This window comes from Staphylococcus sp. 231237_7MaSpsaltlick, assembly GCF_043107035.1.
Genome location: NZ_JBICNX010000001.1, coordinates 1 through 22,019 on the forward strand (window position 1 = coordinate 1; position 22,019 = coordinate 22,019).

The 22,019-nt window shown below is 31.8% G+C and carries 20 protein-coding genes and 1 rRNA gene; 3 read left to right on the forward strand and 18 right to left on the reverse strand.

Annotated features, from left to right (window positions below):
• The 7 genes from ACF91D_RS00005 to ACF91D_RS00035 all read right to left on the reverse strand — a co-directional run.
• Positions 1–127: ribosomal RNA gene (locus ACF91D_RS00005) — 16S ribosomal RNA — on the reverse strand; the annotation flags it as partial.
• Positions 128–628: 501 nt separating this feature from the next.
• The gene (locus tag ACF91D_RS00010; protein ID WP_039069811.1) at positions 629–1,693 is read right to left on the reverse strand and encodes a P-loop NTPase; all 1,065 of its coding nucleotides are present in this window, start codon (positions 1,691–1,693) and stop codon (positions 629–631) included.
• Between the two features lie 231 nt (positions 1,694–1,924).
• The gene (locus ACF91D_RS00015; RefSeq protein ID WP_029378551.1) at positions 1,925–2,383 is read right to left on the reverse strand and encodes a SepA family multidrug efflux transporter; all 459 of its coding nucleotides are present in this window, start codon (positions 2,381–2,383) and stop codon (positions 1,925–1,927) included.
• A gap of 159 nt (positions 2,384–2,542) precedes the next feature.
• On the reverse strand, positions 2,543–3,883 hold the full coding sequence (gene sdrM / locus ACF91D_RS00020; protein WP_069792437.1) for a multidrug efflux MFS transporter SdrM: 1,341 nt from the start codon (positions 3,881–3,883) through the stop codon (positions 2,543–2,545).
• 284 nt (positions 3,884–4,167) lie between these two features.
• Positions 4,168–4,851: a PAQR family membrane homeostasis protein TrhA gene (gene trhA, locus ACF91D_RS00025; RefSeq protein WP_039069809.1), complete on the reverse strand. Its 684-nt coding sequence runs from the start codon at positions 4,849–4,851 to the stop codon at positions 4,168–4,170.
• Positions 4,852–4,868: 17 nt separating this feature from the next.
• Positions 4,869–6,056 (reverse strand): UTP--glucose-1-phosphate uridylyltransferase, encoded by a 1,188-nt coding sequence (locus ACF91D_RS00030; RefSeq protein ID WP_107548537.1) that lies wholly within the window; start codon positions 6,054–6,056, stop codon positions 4,869–4,871.
• Between the two features lie 115 nt (positions 6,057–6,171).
• Positions 6,172–6,675, reverse strand: coding sequence for a metal-dependent hydrolase (locus ACF91D_RS00035; protein WP_101093802.1), 504 nt, complete (start codon positions 6,673–6,675; stop codon positions 6,172–6,174).
• A 172-nt stretch (positions 6,676–6,847) separates the two neighbouring features.
• Here ACF91D_RS00035 and ACF91D_RS00040 point away from each other — a divergent pair, with 172 nt between their 5' ends.
• Positions 6,848–7,108: a SunI/YnzG family protein gene (locus ACF91D_RS00040; RefSeq protein WP_039069806.1), complete on the forward strand. Its 261-nt coding sequence runs from the start codon at positions 6,848–6,850 to the stop codon at positions 7,106–7,108.
• Positions 7,109–7,347: 239 nt separating this feature from the next.
• Positions 7,348–7,665 (forward strand): heme oxygenase, encoded by a 318-nt coding sequence (locus ACF91D_RS00045; protein ID WP_039069805.1) that lies wholly within the window; start codon positions 7,348–7,350, stop codon positions 7,663–7,665.
• Between the two features lie 142 nt (positions 7,666–7,807).
• Here the strand turns inward: ACF91D_RS00045 and ACF91D_RS00050 are convergent, their stop codons facing one another.
• The 7 genes from ACF91D_RS00050 to ACF91D_RS00080 all read right to left on the reverse strand — a co-directional run bounded on the left by ACF91D_RS00050 (position 7,808) and on the right by ACF91D_RS00080 (position 16,486).
• Entirely contained in the window at positions 7,808–9,127 is a 1,320-nt protein-coding gene (locus tag ACF91D_RS00050; protein ID WP_172643913.1) for a YjiH family protein, read from the reverse strand.
• A 250-nt stretch (positions 9,128–9,377) separates the two neighbouring features.
• On the reverse strand, positions 9,378–10,340 hold the full coding sequence (locus tag ACF91D_RS00055) for an iron chelate uptake ABC transporter family permease subunit (protein WP_101051070.1): 963 nt from the start codon (positions 10,338–10,340) through the stop codon (positions 9,378–9,380).
• Positions 10,337–11,371 carry a FecCD family ABC transporter permease gene (locus ACF91D_RS00060; protein ID WP_039069802.1) on the reverse strand — a complete coding sequence of 345 codons (1,035 nt, stop codon included), beginning with the start codon at positions 11,369–11,371 and terminating at the stop codon, positions 10,337–10,339. The genes ACF91D_RS00055 and ACF91D_RS00060 overlap by 4 nt, the downstream gene beginning before the upstream one ends.
• 11 nt (positions 11,372–11,382) lie before the next feature.
• On the reverse strand, positions 11,383–12,393 hold the full coding sequence (locus ACF91D_RS00065; RefSeq protein ID WP_208182121.1) for an ABC transporter substrate-binding protein: 1,011 nt from the start codon (positions 12,391–12,393) through the stop codon (positions 11,383–11,385).
• 95 nt (positions 12,394–12,488) lie between these two features.
• The gene (locus ACF91D_RS00070) at positions 12,489–13,550 is read right to left on the reverse strand and encodes an alanine/ornithine racemase family PLP-dependent enzyme (protein ID WP_101051072.1); all 1,062 of its coding nucleotides are present in this window, start codon (positions 13,548–13,550) and stop codon (positions 12,489–12,491) included.
• 3 nt (positions 13,551–13,553) lie between these two features.
• The gene (locus ACF91D_RS00075) at positions 13,554–15,311 is read right to left on the reverse strand and encodes an IucA/IucC family protein (protein ID WP_107548538.1); all 1,758 of its coding nucleotides are present in this window, start codon (positions 15,309–15,311) and stop codon (positions 13,554–13,556) included.
• Positions 15,308–16,486, reverse strand: coding sequence for an MFS transporter (locus ACF91D_RS00080; RefSeq protein WP_069792431.1), 1,179 nt, complete (start codon positions 16,484–16,486; stop codon positions 15,308–15,310). Before ACF91D_RS00080 ends, ACF91D_RS00075 begins: the two co-directional genes overlap by 4 nt.
• Positions 16,487–16,589: 103 nt before the next feature.
• Between ACF91D_RS00080 and ACF91D_RS00085 the strand changes: the two genes are divergently transcribed.
• Complete coding sequence (locus tag ACF91D_RS00085) at positions 16,590–18,545, forward strand: IucA/IucC family protein (RefSeq protein WP_069792430.1); 1,956 nt, start codon at positions 16,590–16,592, stop codon at positions 18,543–18,545.
• Between the two features lie 254 nt (positions 18,546–18,799).
• Here ACF91D_RS00085 and ACF91D_RS00090 read toward each other — a convergent pair whose 3' ends face one another.
• The 4 genes from ACF91D_RS00090 to ACF91D_RS00105 form a co-directional block, all read right to left on the reverse strand.
• The gene (locus ACF91D_RS00090) at positions 18,800–19,300 is read right to left on the reverse strand and encodes an Asp23/Gls24 family envelope stress response protein (RefSeq protein WP_069792429.1); all 501 of its coding nucleotides are present in this window, start codon (positions 19,298–19,300) and stop codon (positions 18,800–18,802) included.
• Positions 19,301–19,374: 74 nt separating this feature from the next.
• Entirely contained in the window at positions 19,375–19,614 is a 240-nt protein-coding gene (locus ACF91D_RS00095; RefSeq protein ID WP_327620708.1) for a DUF2273 domain-containing protein, read from the reverse strand.
• 12 nt (positions 19,615–19,626) lie between these two features.
• Positions 19,627–20,163 carry an alkaline shock response membrane anchor protein AmaP gene (amaP, locus tag ACF91D_RS00100; RefSeq protein WP_017722952.1) on the reverse strand — a complete coding sequence of 179 codons (537 nt, stop codon included), beginning with the start codon at positions 20,161–20,163 and terminating at the stop codon, positions 19,627–19,629.
• Between the two features lie 134 nt (positions 20,164–20,297).
• Positions 20,298–21,881, reverse strand: a complete 1,584-nt coding sequence (locus ACF91D_RS00105) for a BCCT family transporter (protein ID WP_119584772.1) — start codon at positions 21,879–21,881, stop codon at positions 20,298–20,300.
• Positions 21,882–22,019 lie beyond the last annotated feature (138 nt).

Sequence of the window (22,019 nt, forward strand, 5' to 3'; positions counted from 1 at the left end):
ACCCACGTGTTACTCACCCGTCCGCCGCTAACGTCAAAGGAGCAAGCTCCTTATCTGTTCGCTCGACTTGCATGTATTAGGCACGCCGCCAGCGTTCATCCTGAGCCAGGATCAAACTCTCCATAAATGAATTATGATGTTTGATTAGCTCATAAAATACTAATTTGTGTTATCTCTAACACTGTTTTGAACCAACAATTTAATGTTGTGTTCGGAATTAACGTTGACATATTGCAATTCAGTTTTCAATGTTCATTTCTTCATTTAATTAATAGTTGCTTTACAATGTTAACATCTTGCTAGACGCTTTGTCAATAAGAAAATATTATTTTTTAACAATCAATTAACATTACTGTAACAATATTAAATTATTCTTCTTATTAATGCAAGTATATTTTTTACACTTTTTATAATTAATTTAAATAATTTGTTTGCCGTTTTTGACGACTTTTATATAATATCAATTTCATCTAGAAAAGTCAACAACAATTTTAATTTTAATATTTTTGAATTCACGTTTGTAAAATCAAATGTTTGCCACAAGAAACAATTCTACCACCATTCAGAAAAAAAGCAATAGAAAAACGAATAGAAATTAAAATAATTTCTATCCGCTAACAAAAACTCCCTATTTATTAGTCTTTTCAATGATTTGTTGTGCCATAGATTGATATATTTGACCAAGTCTATCATCTGTTTGATATATAGATGGCGCAAAGTCTTTAGGATTCCATGAGGGTTGTTCTAATGGAAGATGTCCTAATAGATCAGTTTGCAGTTCTTCTGCAAGTTTCTCTCCACCGCCAGTACCAAAGACATATTCTTTATTTCCAGTTTCTTTACTTTGGAAATAAGACATATTTTCAATCACGCCTAAAATAGAATGTTCTGTATGTTTCGCCATTGCTCCAGCTCTTGCAGCAACAAAAGCTGCTGTTGGATGTGGTGTAGTTACAATAATTTCTTTACTTGAGGGTAACATAGTATGAACATCCAATGCGATATCCCCTGTGCCAGGTGGTAAATCTAGGATAAGATAATCTAAATCACCCCATCTTACTTCAACAAAAAAGTTTGTGAGCATTTTACCGAGCATTGGCCCTCTCCATATAACTGGTGCATTTTCTTCAACAAAGAATGCCATAGATATCACTTTAACACCGTGACGTTCAACTGGTATAATTTCTTTCCCTTGAACACCTGGCTTCTCATCAATACCCATCATATCAGGAACACTAAAACCATAAATATCTGCGTCAACTAGTCCAACCTTTTTACCTTCTCTTGCTAGAGACACAGCTAGATTGACCGCTACTGTTGATTTACCGACACCACCTTTACCTGAGGCAATTGCAATAAATTCAACCGGATTATCCTTTGATAGCAATCCTTCTATTGTTTGATTTTGTTCTTCCCCTGACCCACGGTATTGTTCTACAACTTCTGGTGGTAATTCTTCAAACCGAATGCCGACTGTATTTGCACCATTTTCTTTAAGTACTTCTACAATTGCCATTTGCAAATCTAATTGCGGTTGTCCACCTAATTGAGCCATAGCTACTTTAACACTTACATGCTCTTTTTCTTCTTTAATACTTACTTCAACAATTCCATCAGTTTCTTTCAATGGTACATCTATTATTGGATCTTTCAATTCTCCAACAAGTTCTTTAACTTGCTCTATCGTTAACACAAAGCGTCCCCCTCTTATTTCATTATCAATTATATTCTAACAAATAAACTTTGACTATGCTTTAAATTATTTATACTTAGTATAAATTTAATACAGTTAATAAAAAAGCAGTTAGCTCAATTTATTCTTAATATAAGAATTATGAACTAGCTGCTTTAATCTAACAATGTTTAAATCAATCAACATATTTACTTACACAACTGTTTTGAGCTGAAGTATATGATGGAAATACTATTTGTGCTTATCATTTAGATTTTTACTATCTGGGTAGAAGATTTCCTTACATATGAACAAAATGCCAATAATTAGGACAATCACCCAAAAATCAATATTGATATACGCATAATGAATATGCACTATAAAATAAAATAGTAAGGTCGTTACCGTAAATGTGATTAAATGATATGTTGTTCCTTGAAAATACGGATTCTCAGGTATTTTTTTCCGAAAGTAATCCATTAAGTTCTCTATAATAAATAAGTTAAAGTAGCCTAACACGATATAACTACCATAATAAATTAAATTATCGTAAAAACTTTTATTATAACCAAAGTACGCCAAATGAAAATATATTAAAATCCTACTCAACCCATATAAGCCAAAACCTAGAAATGTTAAGAATATGGCGCCTGATATTATAAATACAGAAAGTACAATAAGCGTTGTAAACAAATATCTAATATATTTCATTGCTTACTGTCCTCCCTTTCTCCACATATCTATAGTATATGCAAATGATATATTCACCCTTATTATTTATATTACCATTATACCCGACTGGTACAAAAACCATATACGCAAGTAGTAATTTTCACGTAATTTCAACATTAATTTAATGTAAGTACATCACTAATTAGATGTTACTGGCTTCTCCTTATATAAGAATAACCATAACAAAATAAGTGCTATTAGTATAATAAAGCTTAAAATAATAACATTGTGTATTTGAACGCTAATAAAAGTAAACGATAAAGCATACATGTATCCCATAATTGTAGACCCTATTGAGTTGCCTAAACTTTTAGTTAATGTATACAGTGACATCATACGTTTCATGTTTGCAGGAGATGTTTCTTCTTGGGTAATTACACTGTCTTTAGTATAAACTGTTCCGAAACTAACACCAGCTAATAATAGACTAAATCCAACAAATAGTGGAGAGTCCGTTCCAATAAATACTAATATCCCACAAATTATTAATGATGTAAACGCACTGATATATAATGCCTTTCTCGACATTTTCGCTTCTATCTTATCAAGTGAAAAATTTAAAACTAGCCATGCAAACGAAATTGGAAAAATGACAAACCCACTTTGTAATGGTGATAAACCAATATCTTCTTGTAAATAGATCGGCATATACAAATTGTATCCCATCAATATAATTGCATACGCAAAATCAGTAAAGAAAATTAAGACAATCATTTTATTAAATTCTTTTACTGGTACAAATGGTGTTTTGACCCTCTTTTGATTTTTAAATAATATGGTTGCTACTACAATCGCTATAATCAAAGATAATATATTTAAATATAGATTTGACTTATTCATAACTGTAAAAATTATAAAAAAAACAAAAACATAAAATAAAGTTAAACCTTTTATATCTAACTTATTTTTAGCCCTCGTGCTTTCATTCTCAAAATGGAAAGTAAATATAACCAGTATCATTGCTATTATAGCAATCGGAATATTCACAAAGAATAACCAGTGCCAAGTTGCAAATTCTAAAATTCCGCCACCTAGTACTGGACCAATAATACTTGATATCCCCCATACGCTTCCTACAGTACCCATAATTTTATAACGTAATGGGATTTCAAATGCTAATTTAGGTACGATTTGGCTTAAAGCCATCATAACCCCAGCACCTAATCCTTGAATAAAGCGAGACACAATTAATAAAGTAAAAGTGTCACTTAGTCCAGATAGCAAACTTCCTGCCGTGAATAATAACAGTCCTAATAATGTTATGTATATAATTTTAGTGCGTTCTAGTAGTTCACCTACTATTGGATTAGCAATGACTATCGCAATAAAATAAACTGCGAATATGAGTGAAATGGATGATTCTACATTCAAATCCATTTTAATTGTTGGTAAAGCTAAAGAAACAATGGATGTTTCAATAGCAGACATAAACATTATTAAAATAAGCGCAACTACGATACCTAATGATTTTATATTCATGTACTTTTCTCAACTCTCTTATCTTTTTAATTTTATATCCATTTCTACTTAATCATTATTTATTTGTAAGTTCAATATCATTATTTTACTTTTAGTTAAAAAACTGATGATTATCGGAATTAATACTCCATTATATTTACCATTTAAATACACAAATAATTATTTGCTAAAATGACTATTTGTACAAAAATGAGGCTGCAACAAATTAATTGTCTCAGCCTCATCCGTTATATTGGTAATAACTTACTGGCTTCAAAATATAAGCCCCACTACCATATATAAATCTACATAAAATATATAATCGCTATAAAATGGAATACTGACGCAATCACAATAAAGAAATGCCAAATCATATGAAAATATGGTCGATCCTTTTGTGCATAAAACCAAGCACCTATTGTGTATGCAATTCCACCAAATAGTATAAATAGCATAAATGTAAGTGACGTATCAAAAATAATTTTAGGTAAGAACAACACACCAACCCACCCCATTACTAGATACATAATTAAACTTAATTTATGGTTAACATTTTTAGCTAGTGATTTGTATAAAATGCCCCAAATCGTTATTCCCCATAGTACAATCATTGCTGACCAGCCAATCCAACCACCAACTAAAGCTAAACAAATTGGAGTATATGTACCAGCGATTGCAACATAAATCATACTGTGGTCAATTATGCGCAAAATGAATTTATGTGATGATTTGTTTGGCATCGAATGGTAAACCGTTGATGATATAAACATTAAAAATATACTTATAACATAAACAGAAACACTAAATGCCCCCATTACACCAAAGTTTAGAAAACTTAAGATGGCAGCATAAGGTAGCGCACATAACGCTATAAAAGCTGCTACACCGTGGGATACTGCATTTCCTATTTCTTCGCCAAATGTTAAAGGTACAATATCTTTAAATGTTTTAACTACTTTATTATCATCAGCTTTTATTGATTGAGACAACAGTGTAACCACCTTTTTTATATCATATTCATACGTTTTAAATCTGCTCTAGCTGTTTCCACACTATCTTTACCTTCTTTATTTTTGAGTGGGGAAAATTCCTCATCTCTCGGAACTTGTAAAGTAATAAAGCTATTTGCATACTGGAAAATATCAAAATAAAAGAGTTCAAATTTCAACGTTGATTGTTCAATAACACCAAAATCTTCATCTAATTGTTTTAAATTTTTGATTGCTAAATGATATGGTAATTCATTGTCAACGACATTATTAATAAATAAAAGTTTGAAAGAATGGATACCTATATTAGCATTATTAAACTCATTTGCTACCTCTGGGCTTAGTTCTGAATATTCAAGTACGGTGTCCTTGTGTTTTGTATGAACTAATCGACCAACACTTTCGCCATCTTTGGGTTGTATCGATTTTGTAGTAATATCCATACTATTTTGGAATGTGTATCCCGCAAATAATGGATCAAGTACTTTAACTAGTACATTATCGATGTTATTTAAGAAAATGTATTCGACACCATTATCTAACATTTCTTGTAAATACCCAGCCTTTTTAAGCGCTTTAAATACACCGCCATTACCATTTGGTGTTTCTAATATATTATTATCTACATCTAATACTAATTTACCTTCTTCAGATAAAGCTACAATATTATCTTGCATAAAGAAATGTACATGTGATTTATCATAACCAAAATAATTATTTGACTCGAAGAATAATTGTGTTTCTTGATCATTGATTTTACTGGTCATGATATACCAATCAACAAATTCGCCTGTTTGCTCTTTTAATGCTAATAATTGTTTAGCCTGAATCTCAAATAAGCTTACGCCTTCAATTTCGAAAGAACCCTTAGGTCCTTTATACCCCAATCGAGTACCTTGCCCTCCAGCCATAAGTAGTACTGCAAATTTACCTTTACGAATAGCTTCAAATCCAACTTTTTCATATTGCTCAATCTCTTCGTCTGTAAATTCATTTTTTATATCATACTTTACTTCATTAATAGAAGTAACATCATCAATCTCTTTTTTATTTATATATAAATCCTCGTATAAATCTTGAATATCCGTTAAATTTAGTGCATCTAGTTTTTCAGATAGTTGTTCTTTCTCATTTGTGCTCATTAATTTTTCAAACTCAATGAGATGGTCTTGATTAAACTTTTCTAAAGCTTTCTTATCTAGCATGCTCTCTCTCCTTAATATCCAAATATTTAAATAAAAAATATATCTTATTTGCATTACGGATATATAATTTCACTATATGTACTTTATATTATTATGATGCTCAGTACAACCATAATTATAACCAATTCAATAATAACCTATGTATAGACGGTTGAAAAATTACATAAATTGCTCCAATCGACAACGCGCTAGCTAGAGACAAGTCAACTAGACCGCCTGTTTTAAAAACTATTGGAAATTTTACGCTTATTGGAACAGGATAAAATAATTTAACACCTCTTGGGGTTAACATGTCTAGTATAACATGTGAAAGCAAACCAAGAACAATACTACTCAAATAATAATCCGGGGTTTGAATCAAATAAAGTAAAAAGATAATAATTCCTATAAATAAAAGTGAATGTGTAAATGTCCTGTGTCCAAATACTATCCTAATTAAATAACTAATAAGTTTAAATCGTCTACCAATTTTACTTTGTGCGTGACAAATATCAGGTATCAAACTCGAAATAACTGCAAGCGTTATAACTGTAACAGATGTAAACAAATCAGTATGAAAATATTCTAGTGTTAAAGCTCCGACTAATAAGCCGCATGATGCGTGGGTTTTACCTGTCATTTTCACTACTCCTTATCGGATTATATTTTAGCACATTTACGCGTTAAATGCGAACATACTTTCGTAAAAATGAGTATAACCTATTTTAAAAAAGTATCACACAATTACTTGAAAACGTTTGCAGTTTATTGTATGATATAGCTATAAATTAATTAAAGGATGTGTTCGATATATGGCAATGACAGTAAAAAAAGATAACAGTGAAGTAAGAATTCAATGGAGAGTTGCAGACATTAAGATTCCAACAAGTGAAATAAAAAATATTTCACAGGACCAAAATATTCACGAAGTTCCTAAACTTGATAGAAATAAAGTTTCAAGAATTGGTTCTACATTTGGAAAAACAAACCGTGTTATCATCGACACTGATGACCATGAATACATTATATACACTCAAAATGATCAAAAAGTTTATAACGAATTAACTAAATAATTAATTTAAAAATATACTAAGATTAGCTATGAAGAAATCTATGACGACAGATTTCTTCATAGCTATTTTAAATTGTTTTAGAGAAGCTAAAACAATTTAAAATATGTTCCACCCTTAATATGTTTTTATCAAAGATTCAGCTAGTTATTAATATTCCACTAATTAATAAGGTTTCTCAATTATATTAATAAATTATCAATGATATACTGTGAATATATTATGGAAAGAAGGTGCGCTTTATGTATGTAGTTACAAATAGAATTGATGTAAAAAAAGGATTTGCTAAAAAGATGGCTCCAAAATTTACTCAAGGTGGGAAAATACAAGAACTTGACGGCTTTCGTAAAGTAGAAGTCTGGTTGATTGATGATGAGGAAGATTACGACCAAATGTATATAAATACTTGGTGGGAAACTGAAGACGATTTTAAAGCATGGCTTCAAAGCGATGCTTTCAAAGAAGCTCATGAAGGAAAAGCCAAATCAAGCAGCGAAGAATCACCTGTGTTAGGTAATAAAGTTGTCAAAGCTAACGTAATATCAGTATTAGATAATTAATAATAACATTTTAAATGATTATAATTACTATACCATATATAAAAAGGAACGTCCTAGGCACACATAATTGTCCGAGACGTTCCTTTTTCACTTTGAGCTAGCTTTTATTACACTTTTATATTTCTTTTTTATTACATACTTTTTAATTGAAATACAAGTGAGCCATTAACGCTATAATAGGTAAAGCAATGATTGTTCTTATTAAGAATATGATAAAGAGTTTAAAGATACTTACTGGTATTTTAGAACCTAAGATTACCCCACCAACTTCTGATAAGTAAATCAATTGCGTGATACTTAAAGCGCCAACAACAAATAATGTAATATCGTTACCAACACCTTCTATTAAAATTGATGGTAAGAACATATCGGCAAATCCAATCAATACTGTCTCTGATGCTTGAGCTGCTTCAGGTATTTGAAGTAATTCTAAATATGGAACAAATGGTTTTCCAATAATCGCAAATAATGGTGTATACGTTGCTATAATTGTTGCAAGTGTACCAACGCTCATCACTACAGGTAAAATTACAAACCACATGTCGATTACGGTCTTGAAACCTGATTTAAAAAATGCTTTAAAACCAGGTGCATTAATGCCTGTTTCAGTCGCCATATCAAAACCATGACCTAGAGCAGTTTTATTGTCAGGTAACTTCTCTGTTCTCATTTCTTCCGATACTTCTTTAGAGTATTCATCTTTAATAGATCTGAGCGGCCAAATTCTTGGCAAAATTAACGCACATACTACACAAGAGATGATTACAGTCAAATAAAAATAGAAGAAATGCTTTTGCATATGTACAGTGTCGGCAACAACAATGGCAAATGTTAGTGAAACAACACTAAACGTAGTAGCAATGACTGTCGCTTCTCTTCTAGAGTAGAATCCTTCTTGATATTGTCTACTAGTGATTAAAACCCCTACTGTTCCATCACCAATGAATGATGCAAGATTATCAACTGTCGACCGTCCTGGTAATGTAAATAACGGTCTCATAATCGGTCTGAAAATCGGTCCTAATAATTCTAATAATCCGTATTCCATAAGTAACGGTAGAAATAACGCTGCAAAGAAAAAGACAGTTACTAATGTAGGTAGTAGGCTTTCAAATACGAGGCCACCCGTATCTTCGGAATAGATAATGTCAGTACCTACTTTTAAATATGTCATCCAAACAAACACTACTGCTAATATTCTTAAAATCAACCAGACAATCTTTACATTGAATGCATTATTCATTAGCCCCTCTGGTTTAAATTTATTTTTCAATACTGTCGAACATAAAATAGATAATATACCTGATATCGTAATGATAATTACAATGACCAATGGCATTGCATTCCCAATTAGATCTTTTAGTAATCCTGCTAAAAATGCAACAGGTAGTGTTGTTTGTTTTTCACCATCTTCAGTTACAGTAATTGGTACTAAAAATAAAATGATACCAATTAATGACATGATAATGAATTTAAGCTGCCCTCGTGTGCGCTGTGATTTACTATACTGAGTCACTACATTCACCCCTTAGGTGTATTATTTGATATATACTTAAAAAACAACACCAATAATTATAACCTATGATGTATAAATATGTAAATCTATAAATTGTGTCTATTTGTTGTTATTTTTGTATAAAAAAGTAGAGTTAATCCTAATATACGGAATTAACTCTACTTTAAATGAAAGCGTTTACTTTTGCAATTTATAATTATATTTTTCTCAATAAGAATAAAAAGTAAGGTACCCCCACGATTGCTACAACAACACCTACTGGGATGTCGATAGGTGGATGTATTCCTCGAGCTAAACAATCACTTATGGATAATATTAACGCACCTATCAGTCCTGACATAATTGTAATATGGACATGCTTATGTCCAACAATTCTTCTGGCAATATGTGGAGAGATAAGCCCTAAAAAGCTTAATCCACCTACTACTGAAATAGATGCGCCTGCTAAAATAACGGCTAATAGTAACAGTATCATTTTTATTTTTTTCACTTTTGTACCTAAAGCGATTGCAATATCATCACCCAAAGTTAAAATATCGAGTTGATGACAGTAATAAAATATAATCGGTAAAGCTACGATAAACCAAGGTAATATAACTAAAACATTCGACATGCTGTGGCCATATAAACTACCTGTTAACCATACTAAAGCTGTGTTGGCATCTTGAGGGTTACGTATTAATAAATACTGTACCACCGCTGTACATATTGCACCGATTGCTAAACCTATTAATGCTAACTTAGATCCTTTAACATTAAATTTTGCTATTAACAATGTCAGAATCAAACTTACACATAAAGCACCTGCGAATGATCCAAACGGTAAAATAAATAAAGGCGCAGATGGAAACAGCATAATAATGGAAACTGCTGATAAACTCGCTCCTTTAGTTATACCAATAACATCTGGTGAAGCAAGCGCATTTCGTACCACGCCTTGAATAAGTGCACCAGAAATCGCAAGACTGCTTCCCACAATAATTGCGAGAATCATTCTTGGTATGCGATATTCATTTAATATAAAATTATCTTGTGCAAATAAACTTTTAACCGCTTCTATTGGGTTAATCCAAACTGCTCCGATAGACAATGATGCAATTGCTGAGATTAGAATTAATATTACAACGATACCATAACGAAAGGTTAATCTCCCAATCATAGTCTATCAACTCCTCTAACTGTAATGAATAGAAAGTATACTGCTCCTACAAATGAAGTAACAATTCCTACAGGTGATTCAAACGGAAATGCTATTAGACGACTTAAAACATCTGATAACAATAATAAATCTGCTCCGATAATCATTGTTAAAGGCACCATTAACCTGTAATCTGTTCTAATATAATGTTTTACAATATGTGGAACAATGAGTCCTACAAAACCGATTGGACCAGCGATTGAAACGGATGCTCCAGCTAAAATAATAACCAATAAGCCAACAGTAACACGTACAACCTTCACATTTTGTCCCAGTGATGTTGCTAAATCCTCACCTAATTCCATAATAGTTAATTGCTTAGATATAAAAATCGCTCCAATAAATGCCATCACTAACCAAGGAAATACGCCAATAACTTGAGGCCATTGAATACTTGATAAAGAACCTACTAACCAAAACATTACTGTTGAAGTTGCATCTTCATTTAATAATATAATCCCTTGCGTCATACTAGAAAAGAATAAATGAATAGCCATACCAGCTAATGCTAGTTTGATAGGGGTCATCCCTTTAGTGGAACCTGATAGTGTATATACTGTAAGCCCCCCGATAAATGCACCAATAAACGCAAGTATCGTTGAATATGCGGTTAAAGCAGGTACAATCATTGAAATAAATACAATAACAAATGAAGCACCTGAATTAACACCAAATATTTGTGGCGATGCAAGAGGGTTGCGAGTCATCGCTTGCATCAGTAACCCTGAAACACCAAGTGCTGCGCCTATTAAAAGACCAGCAAACATTCTTGGCATGCGTACATTATGTATCAAAAATGTCTGTTTTGTATCGATGTGTTTTACACTGTAATCAATAAAATCTTGGAAAGTAATATGTGAAGCTCCAACGCTAAGATTGAAGTATATAATAACAAAAAGCGCACATACACTCACAATAAATGTGAGTGCAGTACGTTTTTGAGCTTTCTTTTCATTGGATTTTGTTGGGTTAACGCTATGTGATTTAATCATTACCGTTCATCCTACTTTTGTTGTGAGTCTTTTTGCTCATTTTTAGAAATTTCAGCAAGTTGTTTTGCAATTTCTTCGGAAGATATAATACCCCTTGCGCGTGCCCAAGTATTTCTATCAACTACAGATACGCGATATTTTTTAACCGCATCTAAGTCTTGCCAAACTGGATCCTCTTCTTGTTTTTTAAGGTTTGGATCATTTTCGCCTTTATCAGCCATAATAAACATACGACCTGGGTTAATGTCTGAAAGCACTTCTGCGTTTAATTGTAAGTAAGGCCCTTTTAGATACTTAGACAAGTTATCAGTTTTTGTTTTATTTAACGCATTATCAAAACCTAACTCTTTTAAAAGTTCTCCTACATATGTATTTTCAGGATGCGCTAATAAGCCTGATTTTGCAACAACAGATGCCAATACAGGTTGTGATTTATCCATTGTAATCTCTTTACTGTATTTATCCATTAACTCATTATGCTCTTTTAATCTATCTTTACCTTTATCTTCTTTTCCTACTGCTTTTGCAATTGTTTTAAATGCTTCTAAGTTGTCTTTATAATCACTATCGAAGCTAGGAAGCATAATTGTCGGTGCAATTTTTTCTAAATCTTTTTGGATACCTTTATGTCTATTGCTATCTGCAATAATAACATCTGGTTTTTGGTTACTTATTTCTTCTAAGTTAGGTTGTTTACGTGCACCTACTGATTTATAATCCCCAATTTTTTTACGTATAGGTTCAAGAATCCTATCTTTTTTACCATCATCAGCAACGCCAACTGGTTTAACATCTAATGCTGCAAGCGCATCAACAAATGAGAATTCTAATGCTACGACACGTTTAGGGTCTTTAGCAATTTTTGTCTCACCACCATCATGCTTAATCGTTACACCATCTTTGTTGTCCTCACCTTTGCTTGATTTGTCAGAACCTTTATCACTGACACTGCCACATGCAGACAACATTACTACAGTTAAAGTTAAAAACAGGATAGCCATAATTTTATAACTATGTTTCATCGTTTTCACTCCTTAGGATATGTATAATTACATATACAATTCTATTGATAATGATTATCGGTGTCAATAAAAATTTTTAAAATATTTATTGAATTTTAAATCCGATTGGATTTTTCAATGTTAAAGTTGTGGCATAATTTTTCAATAACGTTATCATGAATATAATTTTTATCTAAGTTTGTCATATACATACTTTGCGCCAATGCCTTATAGCCTAAATTAAATTGAAGTTTATCGCCAATTTGATAGTGGTCTTGGTTCAATAAATCAATCATCACATGATCACTAGTTGCACCTATAACTTTAACGTGATGATGATGTGGCTGAATATCTTCTATAAACGTATCTAAGCTACCAATATCAACGATTGCTTGTAAATATTGCTTACCCGATGAAATATCAATACGTGGTTTAATTTCAACTATCTCCGCTTCTAAAATGATAGCGTTTTGGTACAATGACGCTATCGGTTGGTTAGTTGTAGTTTCAACACCTCTAAAAAGTGTTTCTCCTACACGTAACTCATTAATCTTACCCATATCTTGATATAACATTTGAGATATCATACTAGAATTTCCACCCGAGATTATTTTAAATCTCATATGTGTTTCTAATTCAACTGATTCTACAAATTGATTAATTAAAGACACATCTTCTTCTGTTGGAATAATTGATTGGAAGCACATAAAGTTAAATGCTAATCCAACCACACTTACATGATGCATCGACAGTATTTCATTAATAAACTCTACAACATCATATGTTAAAACACCTTCTCTTGAATCTTTCCAATCCACCATAAGTAATATATGATGTTTTACTTGTTGCTTTTGAGCTATTTCATTCAATCTGCGAATCGTCGCTATTTCTGTTTGTATACTTATATCACTATATCTAACTACATCTTCCAGTTCATGTTGACTTGCTGTTCTAATCATCATATAAGTTAAATCATAATCTTTACTCTTATTAATGTTATCAATACGTGCATCAGCAAAATGTGTTATACCAATACGTTTCAATGTCTCAACAATTTTTCTATCGCCGCCTACGCATTTAATAACTGGTGTAAATTGCATATGATTCTCTTGAAAAATAGACAATAATACTTGTGCATTATATTGTATTTTGGACAAATTTATCTTTATTTCAGCCATCTATTACACCTCTTTATATATAGGATTCCTCAAATCAATGGTCACATATTGTTTCACTTTACTTTCCATTCTCATACGTAAGAGTGCTTTTACTGTTATCGTCGCACCGAATAGTACTTCCTTTAACTTGTTAGCATGTGGTTTATTAAGATCAATTGCGTGTTCAACTACCTCACCTACTAACTCAAATAATTCGGATTCTTCTACATATTCATATTGTGAAAAATGATGAATGAGCTCTGCAATTTGATTTTGAATAACTGCATGTTGAAACTTGGCTATCACCGCTTCGATATTTTCTGCAATTAAACTCGTGTTAGTAACATCAATATTAGGAATTTTATGTTTTAATGTTGTTAAATCTATCCTTGAACCACCTAAATCTCTAACGATAAATTTCATTTGATAATTTGGTCCTAGATTAACGATTGTATTTTGCATATGTGCTTCCAAAGCAATACCATAATCTTGAATATATGCAATTAATGGATCGATTAATGCTTTACTATAATGCAATATAAATTGTTTAATCGCATCTACCGTTAAACCATCATTTACCCAATTAATATAACTGTCTACAGTTACTTGTTTATCAACAGGATTTTTATTAACTAAACTTGCAGTTACTAGAGTAGTCCCGTTATCTGAAATATAAGGTTGATGTCGTACTATACAAGCCAAATGACGTGCATCATCTGGTTCAGTTTTGGCATGTATACCAAATGGTTCCATAGCAACTTGTAACTTTGGATATATTGCTAACATGTCTTGTAATTCATAGCTCAATTTAGGTCCATCCACCGTTGTCACACTCGACACAGTCCTTACAGCGCTTGTAGCTTGTACATTAACAGGTAACTTAATATGAAACGGCTTATGAATAAGTTGCATAGTTCTAAATGATAAAGTTGCTTTAGATTCAACTTCAAAAGGTGTAGGTAGTAATCTTTTTTCTAATATCCAATCCGCAAATTTATAGACGATAACGTTCTCATATTGCCAAGGGTGTACAAATACTACACTATAATCCTTTAACTCTAAATCATGTGGTGCTAAAAATCCTTTTAATTTATACCGATATTCTGGAATAACTTCATCTACCATATAGTTTGCATCATCTTCCATAGAAGTGATTATACAATCCTCTTTATGAATGAGCATAATTTTTAATGGAATAATCTTTTCAAATTCTGGAGCATATTGTCTCACTTCGTCAGGTGTCAATGGTAGCTTAGTCTTAGATAATGGGTGTGTAGGATGGCCTTCGATAACAAGACTTTCAGAATAATTTAAATCATTTATTTGTTTTGAACCAACCATATGCTGTAACCATGAAAAGAAGTTGATTGTTTCAGGCATTTTTGAAAATTTTAGCGTTGCGTGAATCAACGACTTTCTATGTTTAAAATGTTCATAAGTAAGTGCAAAACCTTCCCTACTAGAAAACAATTCATCTGTTAATCGTTGACTAATAGGCATATTAAAGTGTGATTCTAGGACTTCTAATAGTTGTTCTAAAGTTTGGATCGTTACTTGAACCTTACCCTTGATATAAGAAATCACACCATAAAATTCATAACGCTCCATAGCGCTTTTTCTAATCTTATTTAATTGCAACACTTGGCCTTGATATTGTATTTCAACACAATGATCATATTCATTAAATAACATACCTTGCGGAAATATTTCTTCCTTAATAATTGCGTTAAAAATACGATACTGTACATTTCTATCTGCCAATTGCCATGTCTCATGCATCATACAATACTGCCTCCATTTTTTCTTTGCCTTCTTGTAATTGCACTGAATAACAATGCAATGACAAATGTACTCATTCCCATAATAATAAATGTTTCAATAATACCAATAAGTTCTGCTAAGAAACTCATTAACATGGCACCTAAAGGAATCATACCTCTATCCATCATAATGACACTGAGTATTTTCCCTCTATGTTCAGGTTCTACTCTATGTTGAAAATATATCCTATTTGTCGTTCTCGCCCATTGGCTGAACAAGCCAATAAAAAATAATGTAATAAATAATAAATAGGTGTTGCTACTAATCGTACATAATAAAGATATACCAAAAAGTACAGAACTTATGTAATACATTTTGACCATAGATACTTTTTCCAAAATATTAGGTAATACTATTGTTGCTATAATACCGCCTATCGCACAACAAGTCATAGCACTACCAAATATTGTTACTTGATTAGGGAATGTCTTGTCCGTTAACACCGGTAAAAGTGTAGTATAAGTAAAACCAGTTGCCATAATAAGTAATGATGTCACAAATATTCTTGCGCCTATTTGATTATCTTTAAAGTAATTGATTACGTACTTAAAGCTCACTTCTGGATTTGCTTTTGATAACACATTATGACTAAATGATAACGGTAAGCAAAGTATTAAAGATATGAAATAACACAATGCCTGTACACCAAAACTGATTTGCGCATTATAAGCTGCCATAATAAAACCAGCAATCGCAGGCCCAATTGAACGACATATATTTATAATAAATGAATGATACGATACTGTTTGCGTTGTTGTTAAACGCTGTGTCAAATCTGGCAATACTGCCTGACGTACTGGCGTTTCTATTGCACTCATAATGCCACGACCTAATGAATATAACAAAAATACAATTATCGGTAATTGTGGATTTTGAAATGTTAAAATACATAGTATCGTTGTTAATAAAAATGAGGAGGTTATTGTTAATTTTAATAATTTTCCTCTATCACATCTATCTGCTAAACTTCCCGCCCATACACTTATGAGTAAAATAGGTACGAGTCGGAAAAAATTTATCAGCCCTAGATAAATTGCGTTATGATATAGAGTAAATACATACCAATTTAGCGTGATTTGTCCAATCCAATTCCCTAAGAACAGTAGGAATGAACTAGGAAAAAAATACTTTGCCATAAAATTCCTCCTGTTTTTTAATTGATAATAATTATCATTATCGATATTATGGATTATACAAATATCTTATACGTTTGTAAAATAATTTTTTTAGAGGTGCATTATGAATTACAAAATAAATGACAACAATTTAATTGCAAAACTCACTAATGACGAACAATACGCTTTATCCTATTTACGTTCGGCAGATATAAGATGGGCAAATGCTTTCGAAGACGTATTATTAGAAAGTCGTGATAAAATTTCTCAAAGGTTAATCACTTCTTTACATAGAGAGAATTTAGTTCAGAGCCGAAATCATAGTGAGATTATCAACATAAAAAACTTAAACTTAGATGTTGCAATCAAGCAAACTCTTGTTTTAAAAATAAATTTTCCAGAAGCTAAAAAAACTTTATATGCACCTATTTCAGGACAACATGCTTTTGATAGAATAGATGTTGAAGGTCCATTTTATTTTGAATATAACAACCATTTAGAGCGGATATTACATCCAAATGAAATTTTAAACGCTATTTTAATAGAAGCACCTAACCTTAATAATGATGCTAGTAATCAATTTAAGGATGATATGAATAATAGTGTCGCGAATATGGCTATTTCCTTAAGTTATCAATCAATCACATTGTCTCAAAATAATGAACCATTGTTAGAATTAATTATTAATGCAGAAGATAGTTATTTAAGATCTGAACAAGCAGTTGTTGAAGGTCATCCATTACACCCAGGTGCAAAGCTACGTAAAGGCATGACACCAGAAACGGCTATAGATTATTCTTCAGAGTTTGGGAATCCCATCGCTATGAAATTTATATTAATTCATCAAGATATTGCAAAAGTGCAATCATTAACGAGACCATATAACGACACTGTATTTACATTATTTAATGGTCTATATGAAGCTGTAGCAAAATTATTAACTGATAATCAAATTGAAGACTATTACGTTATGGCTGTGCACCCATGGCAATATAACGCAGTATTAGAAAGTGATTATGCTAATGAGTTAAATGAGCAGCAGCTAATACCATTAGACTTTGATTTAAATTATTACGCCGGTCTGTCATTTAGAACATTAATGCCACAACGCCCAAATATTGAACCGCACATCAAACTATCAACGAATGTACATATTACTGGTGAAATACGTACTCTATCTGAACAAACAACATATAACGGACCACAAGTCACACGTATATTGAATCATATTAAAGCGCATGATCCTTTATTTAACCATATTCAGGCAGACACGATTGATGAAATGGCGGGTATTCATTTTTATAATCCAGAAGATTCGTCATCACAACGAACAGTAAAGAGCGAACAATTAGGTACACTCTTTAGAGAAAATATTTATAATATCAAGGACTCTGATACAATACCGCTCATCCCTTCTAGCTTAGTTGCAAATTACAGCAATAATGATGAAGCGCCTATAGTGACTTTGATCAAAACATACGCTGATAAGTTCAATATTAAAAGTTATGAAGAAGCATGTAGCAATTGGATTGCGCAATATAGCCAAGCATTAATTGATATAGCACTACCTTTATATGTGAAATACGGTATTGCATTAGAAGCACATTTACAAAACTCTATAACTACATTTAATCAAGATGGTTCAATCCATACATTATATATTCGTGATTTTGAAGGGTTGCGTATTGATAAAACTTACTTAAATCAAGCGGGCTACAGCACAGCAGACTTTCATGAAAATTCATTAATTCTTACAGATCAGGCACAGACAGTTTTCAACAAAGTGTTTTATTCTAGTATTCAAAATCATCTCGGTGAACTAATTGTAACCATCGCTCAATCTAGTCAAAGTAATGAATTAGAACAACATATTTGGTCAATCATAAGTGATATCATGTTTGAAAAATTACAAGATATTGCCTCTACAATGAACAATAACGACAGAATTACAAAAATAAAATCCGTTTTATTTGCCCCACAAATTGATTATAAATGTGTTACTACAATGAGATTAGAAGATGAAGCGGATTACTATACTTATATTAAAGTGAATAATCCTTTATATAGAAAGTTGAATTAAACAACAATAAAATTAAGCACTTTTTAGAATACAACTTTTTAATTAACTTGCCAGAGGATATCAAAGAAGCGTGATATAAAGAGTTACTTTGGCGGAAGTCTATGAGTAATATCGCCAACTTTCAAAAATGGAGTACCTGAGTTAACACTCATGTGTATATACTAATAATTTTCATAAATAAAAAATAGTAGTTAAAAAAAGGCCCGAAACATTAACTGTTTCGGACCTTTTTATTTAAATTGAATGGTTATTAATTATTGTAAACCTTTTTCTTCATTGTCTGAGTTTTGGTTTTTTTCATTTTTTTGAGACCATTCTTTTTTAGTCATAACATCTTCAACGCGCATGTTAACTTCAACTACGTCAAGACCAGTAATATATTTAACTTGTTCTTTAACTAAGTCAGTTACTTTACGGAAGATTTTTGGTGCTGATTCGCCATATTCTAATACTACTTTTAAATCAACAGCAGCTTGTTTTTCTCCAACTTCAACGCTAACACCTTGTGTAACATTGTTACTGCTACCAAATGAACTAGAAATATTGTCGACGAATCCGCCTTTCATTTCTAAGATACCGCTAACTTCACGTGCAGCAATACCTGCAATTTTTTCAATCACTTCATCTGAGAACGATAATTTATTAGTAAATTGAGGCTCTTGAGTTTGCTCCTCTTGTCTTCTTTCTTGTTCTTTTTCTTGAACTCCTGTTTGGTTGTCATAAGCTTGTTTAGCTTTATTGTTGTCTACTGCCATATTACATTCTCCTTTACCTTATATAATTTGTTTTAAAATTTTTAACTCCATTAGAATACATACAAGTTAATCGATTAACTCCATCGATTAAGGAAATTTAAAAAGTCTTGCTTACGGTCTTTAGTATACCCAACTCCAATTCCAATCAAACATAATACTAGAATTAAAATTGTACTCCAGAAACCTAAAGTTAAAAATAATATTGCTATGATTAGAAATGCTAAGAAGCCAATAATTCTCCATTTAAACATTTTGAAAAATTCAACAACTTCTTGAGTAGAATCTTGTCCATTTTGGTTATTATTGTTAGCCATGATAACCCTCCCTTACAACACACGTTTGCCTGAGGTTTTTTGATCTCTAACATTAACCTCTAATTTTGATACTGGTAATTCTGTAAAATGCTCGACATTTTGCTTGATGTCATTTCTAATCTCTTCAGTTAAAGAATTAACCTGAACATCACCAGGAACGAAGAAATCTGCTTTTAAAGCAATGTGTGATTTCTTTTTCTTGTTATAAAGTTTTGCAATCACGTTTGGTTGACGTATTTGATCATATTGCGTAAGTGTATCGTATGCAGATTTTTCAACTGCTTTTCTCGATACATAAATATGACCATCTTCGAAATCTTTATATAGTCCGGGTTTTCTATACGTAGGTTTAAACAAGCTGAATACTAATATGAGACCAATAATAATGAGTAACGCTGCTAAACCAATTAGAGTTGGTTCAAACCAGTTAAACTGATTAAAATAGTCTTGATACTGGCTAATTCTAGAATCTTGAATATACATGAAGAGTAAGAATCCAACGATTACTACAATTAATATGCCTAGGATAAAATTCTTAAGTCGTTTCACCTCGTATGACACCTCCTATGCTTTGGTAATATGTACTTGTCATACAAAACTACTACCCTTAAAAAAATTCTTAGAAACATTTTTATTGAATTTAATTTTTAATTTTTATTACAAAACAAATTTGTTAGTCCGCTTTATTGATTATCTTTTATTTCTTGGTCAGCTAGTTCTGGATGATTTGCAATGCGATATTGCAAAAGTTTGTCATCTGGCACGAGCAACTTGTTACTCGGCCTTGGTTTTTCAATTGCTAATGATTTAAAAAGTGAACATATCATAAATATAATGACAATCGAAAATGGTAAAGCAGCAATAATTAATAGGTTCTGTATAGATTGAGTGCCGCCAGTGTATATCATAATCATTGCAAATAAAGCCAATATGATACCCCAACTAACTTTTACAATACCTTTAGGATTGATACTACCTTTAGAACTTAACATGCCTAAAACGTATGTTGCTGAGTCTGCTGAAGTTACAAAGAAAATCATAATCACTATTAATGTCACTATACTTAACAAGAACCCTAATGGGAAATGTTCTAAAGTGGCAAATGTAGCAGTCTCTGTTGCCTCTTTCGCAATGTTTGCAATACCATGTTGTTGTAAATAAATGGCAGATGCTCCGAATACTGCAAAGAATAAGAAACAAACAAGGGCTGGTACAAACAACACTCCTAAAATAAATTCCTTAATTGTTCTACCTCTTGAAACACGTGCAATAAATATACCAACAAATGGGGCCCATGAAATCCACCAAGCCCAATAGAAAATAGTCCATTGTTGTAGCCATTGGAATTTTTCGCCACCTGATTGCGGAATGCGTAAACTCATATTAAAGAAATTTGCAATGTAATCACCAAGTGAATTGGTAAAAGTATTTAATATGGTTAAAGTGGGGCCAACACAAAATAATGCAATGAGTACTAGAAAAGCGAGTATCATATTAATATTACTTAGTGTTTTGATCCCCTTATTAATCCCTGACCAAGCTGACCAAGTAAATAATATCGTTGCTATAACAATAATAATTACTTGAGTTGTAAAATTTGAAGGTATATCAAATAAAAAATTCAATCCTTCATTAATCTGTAATGCCCCAAATCCAAGTGTTGCTGCTACGCCTGTTACAGTAGCAATAATCGCTAATACGTCAATCGAACCACCTATTGGTCCTCTCATCATTTTAGAACCTAATATTGGTGTTAACGTCGCACTTACTAGTCCTGGATACCCTTTGTGAAAATTAAAATAAGCAAATATTAATCCCACAATGCCATAAACTGCCCAAGCATGTACCCCCCAATGAAAAAATGAGAATTGTATAGCATCATTAATTGCAGTTTGCGTACCTGCTTTATGTAAAGGTGTTAACGTAAATGCATGACTGATTGGCTCTGCTGTAGTCCAAAAGACTAATCCTATCCCCATACCAGCACTAAATAACATGGCGAACCATGATTTCAATGAGAATTCTGGGTCCTCTCCATCTTCACCTAATGTAATCGATGAATATCTAGAGAATAATAGATAAACACACACAAGTAATATGACAAGTACCAATAATAAATAGTACCAACCAAAATTTAATGCAATAAAATTTGTAATATTTTGTGTTACTGTTTCTAGTTGTTTTGGCAATATTGCACCATATACAACAAACATAGTACAAATTGATAATGCTACCCAAAATACAACCGTTAATTTGTTTAAACGCATGTCAAAATTACACACTCCCTATACTTTTATGTAACTTACATACCCTATCTCATTACATGTATTCGTAAATTTTATAATATAATGCATATTATAAAATTTATATATATATATTACTTTAAATAAAAAAAGCATCTTCTT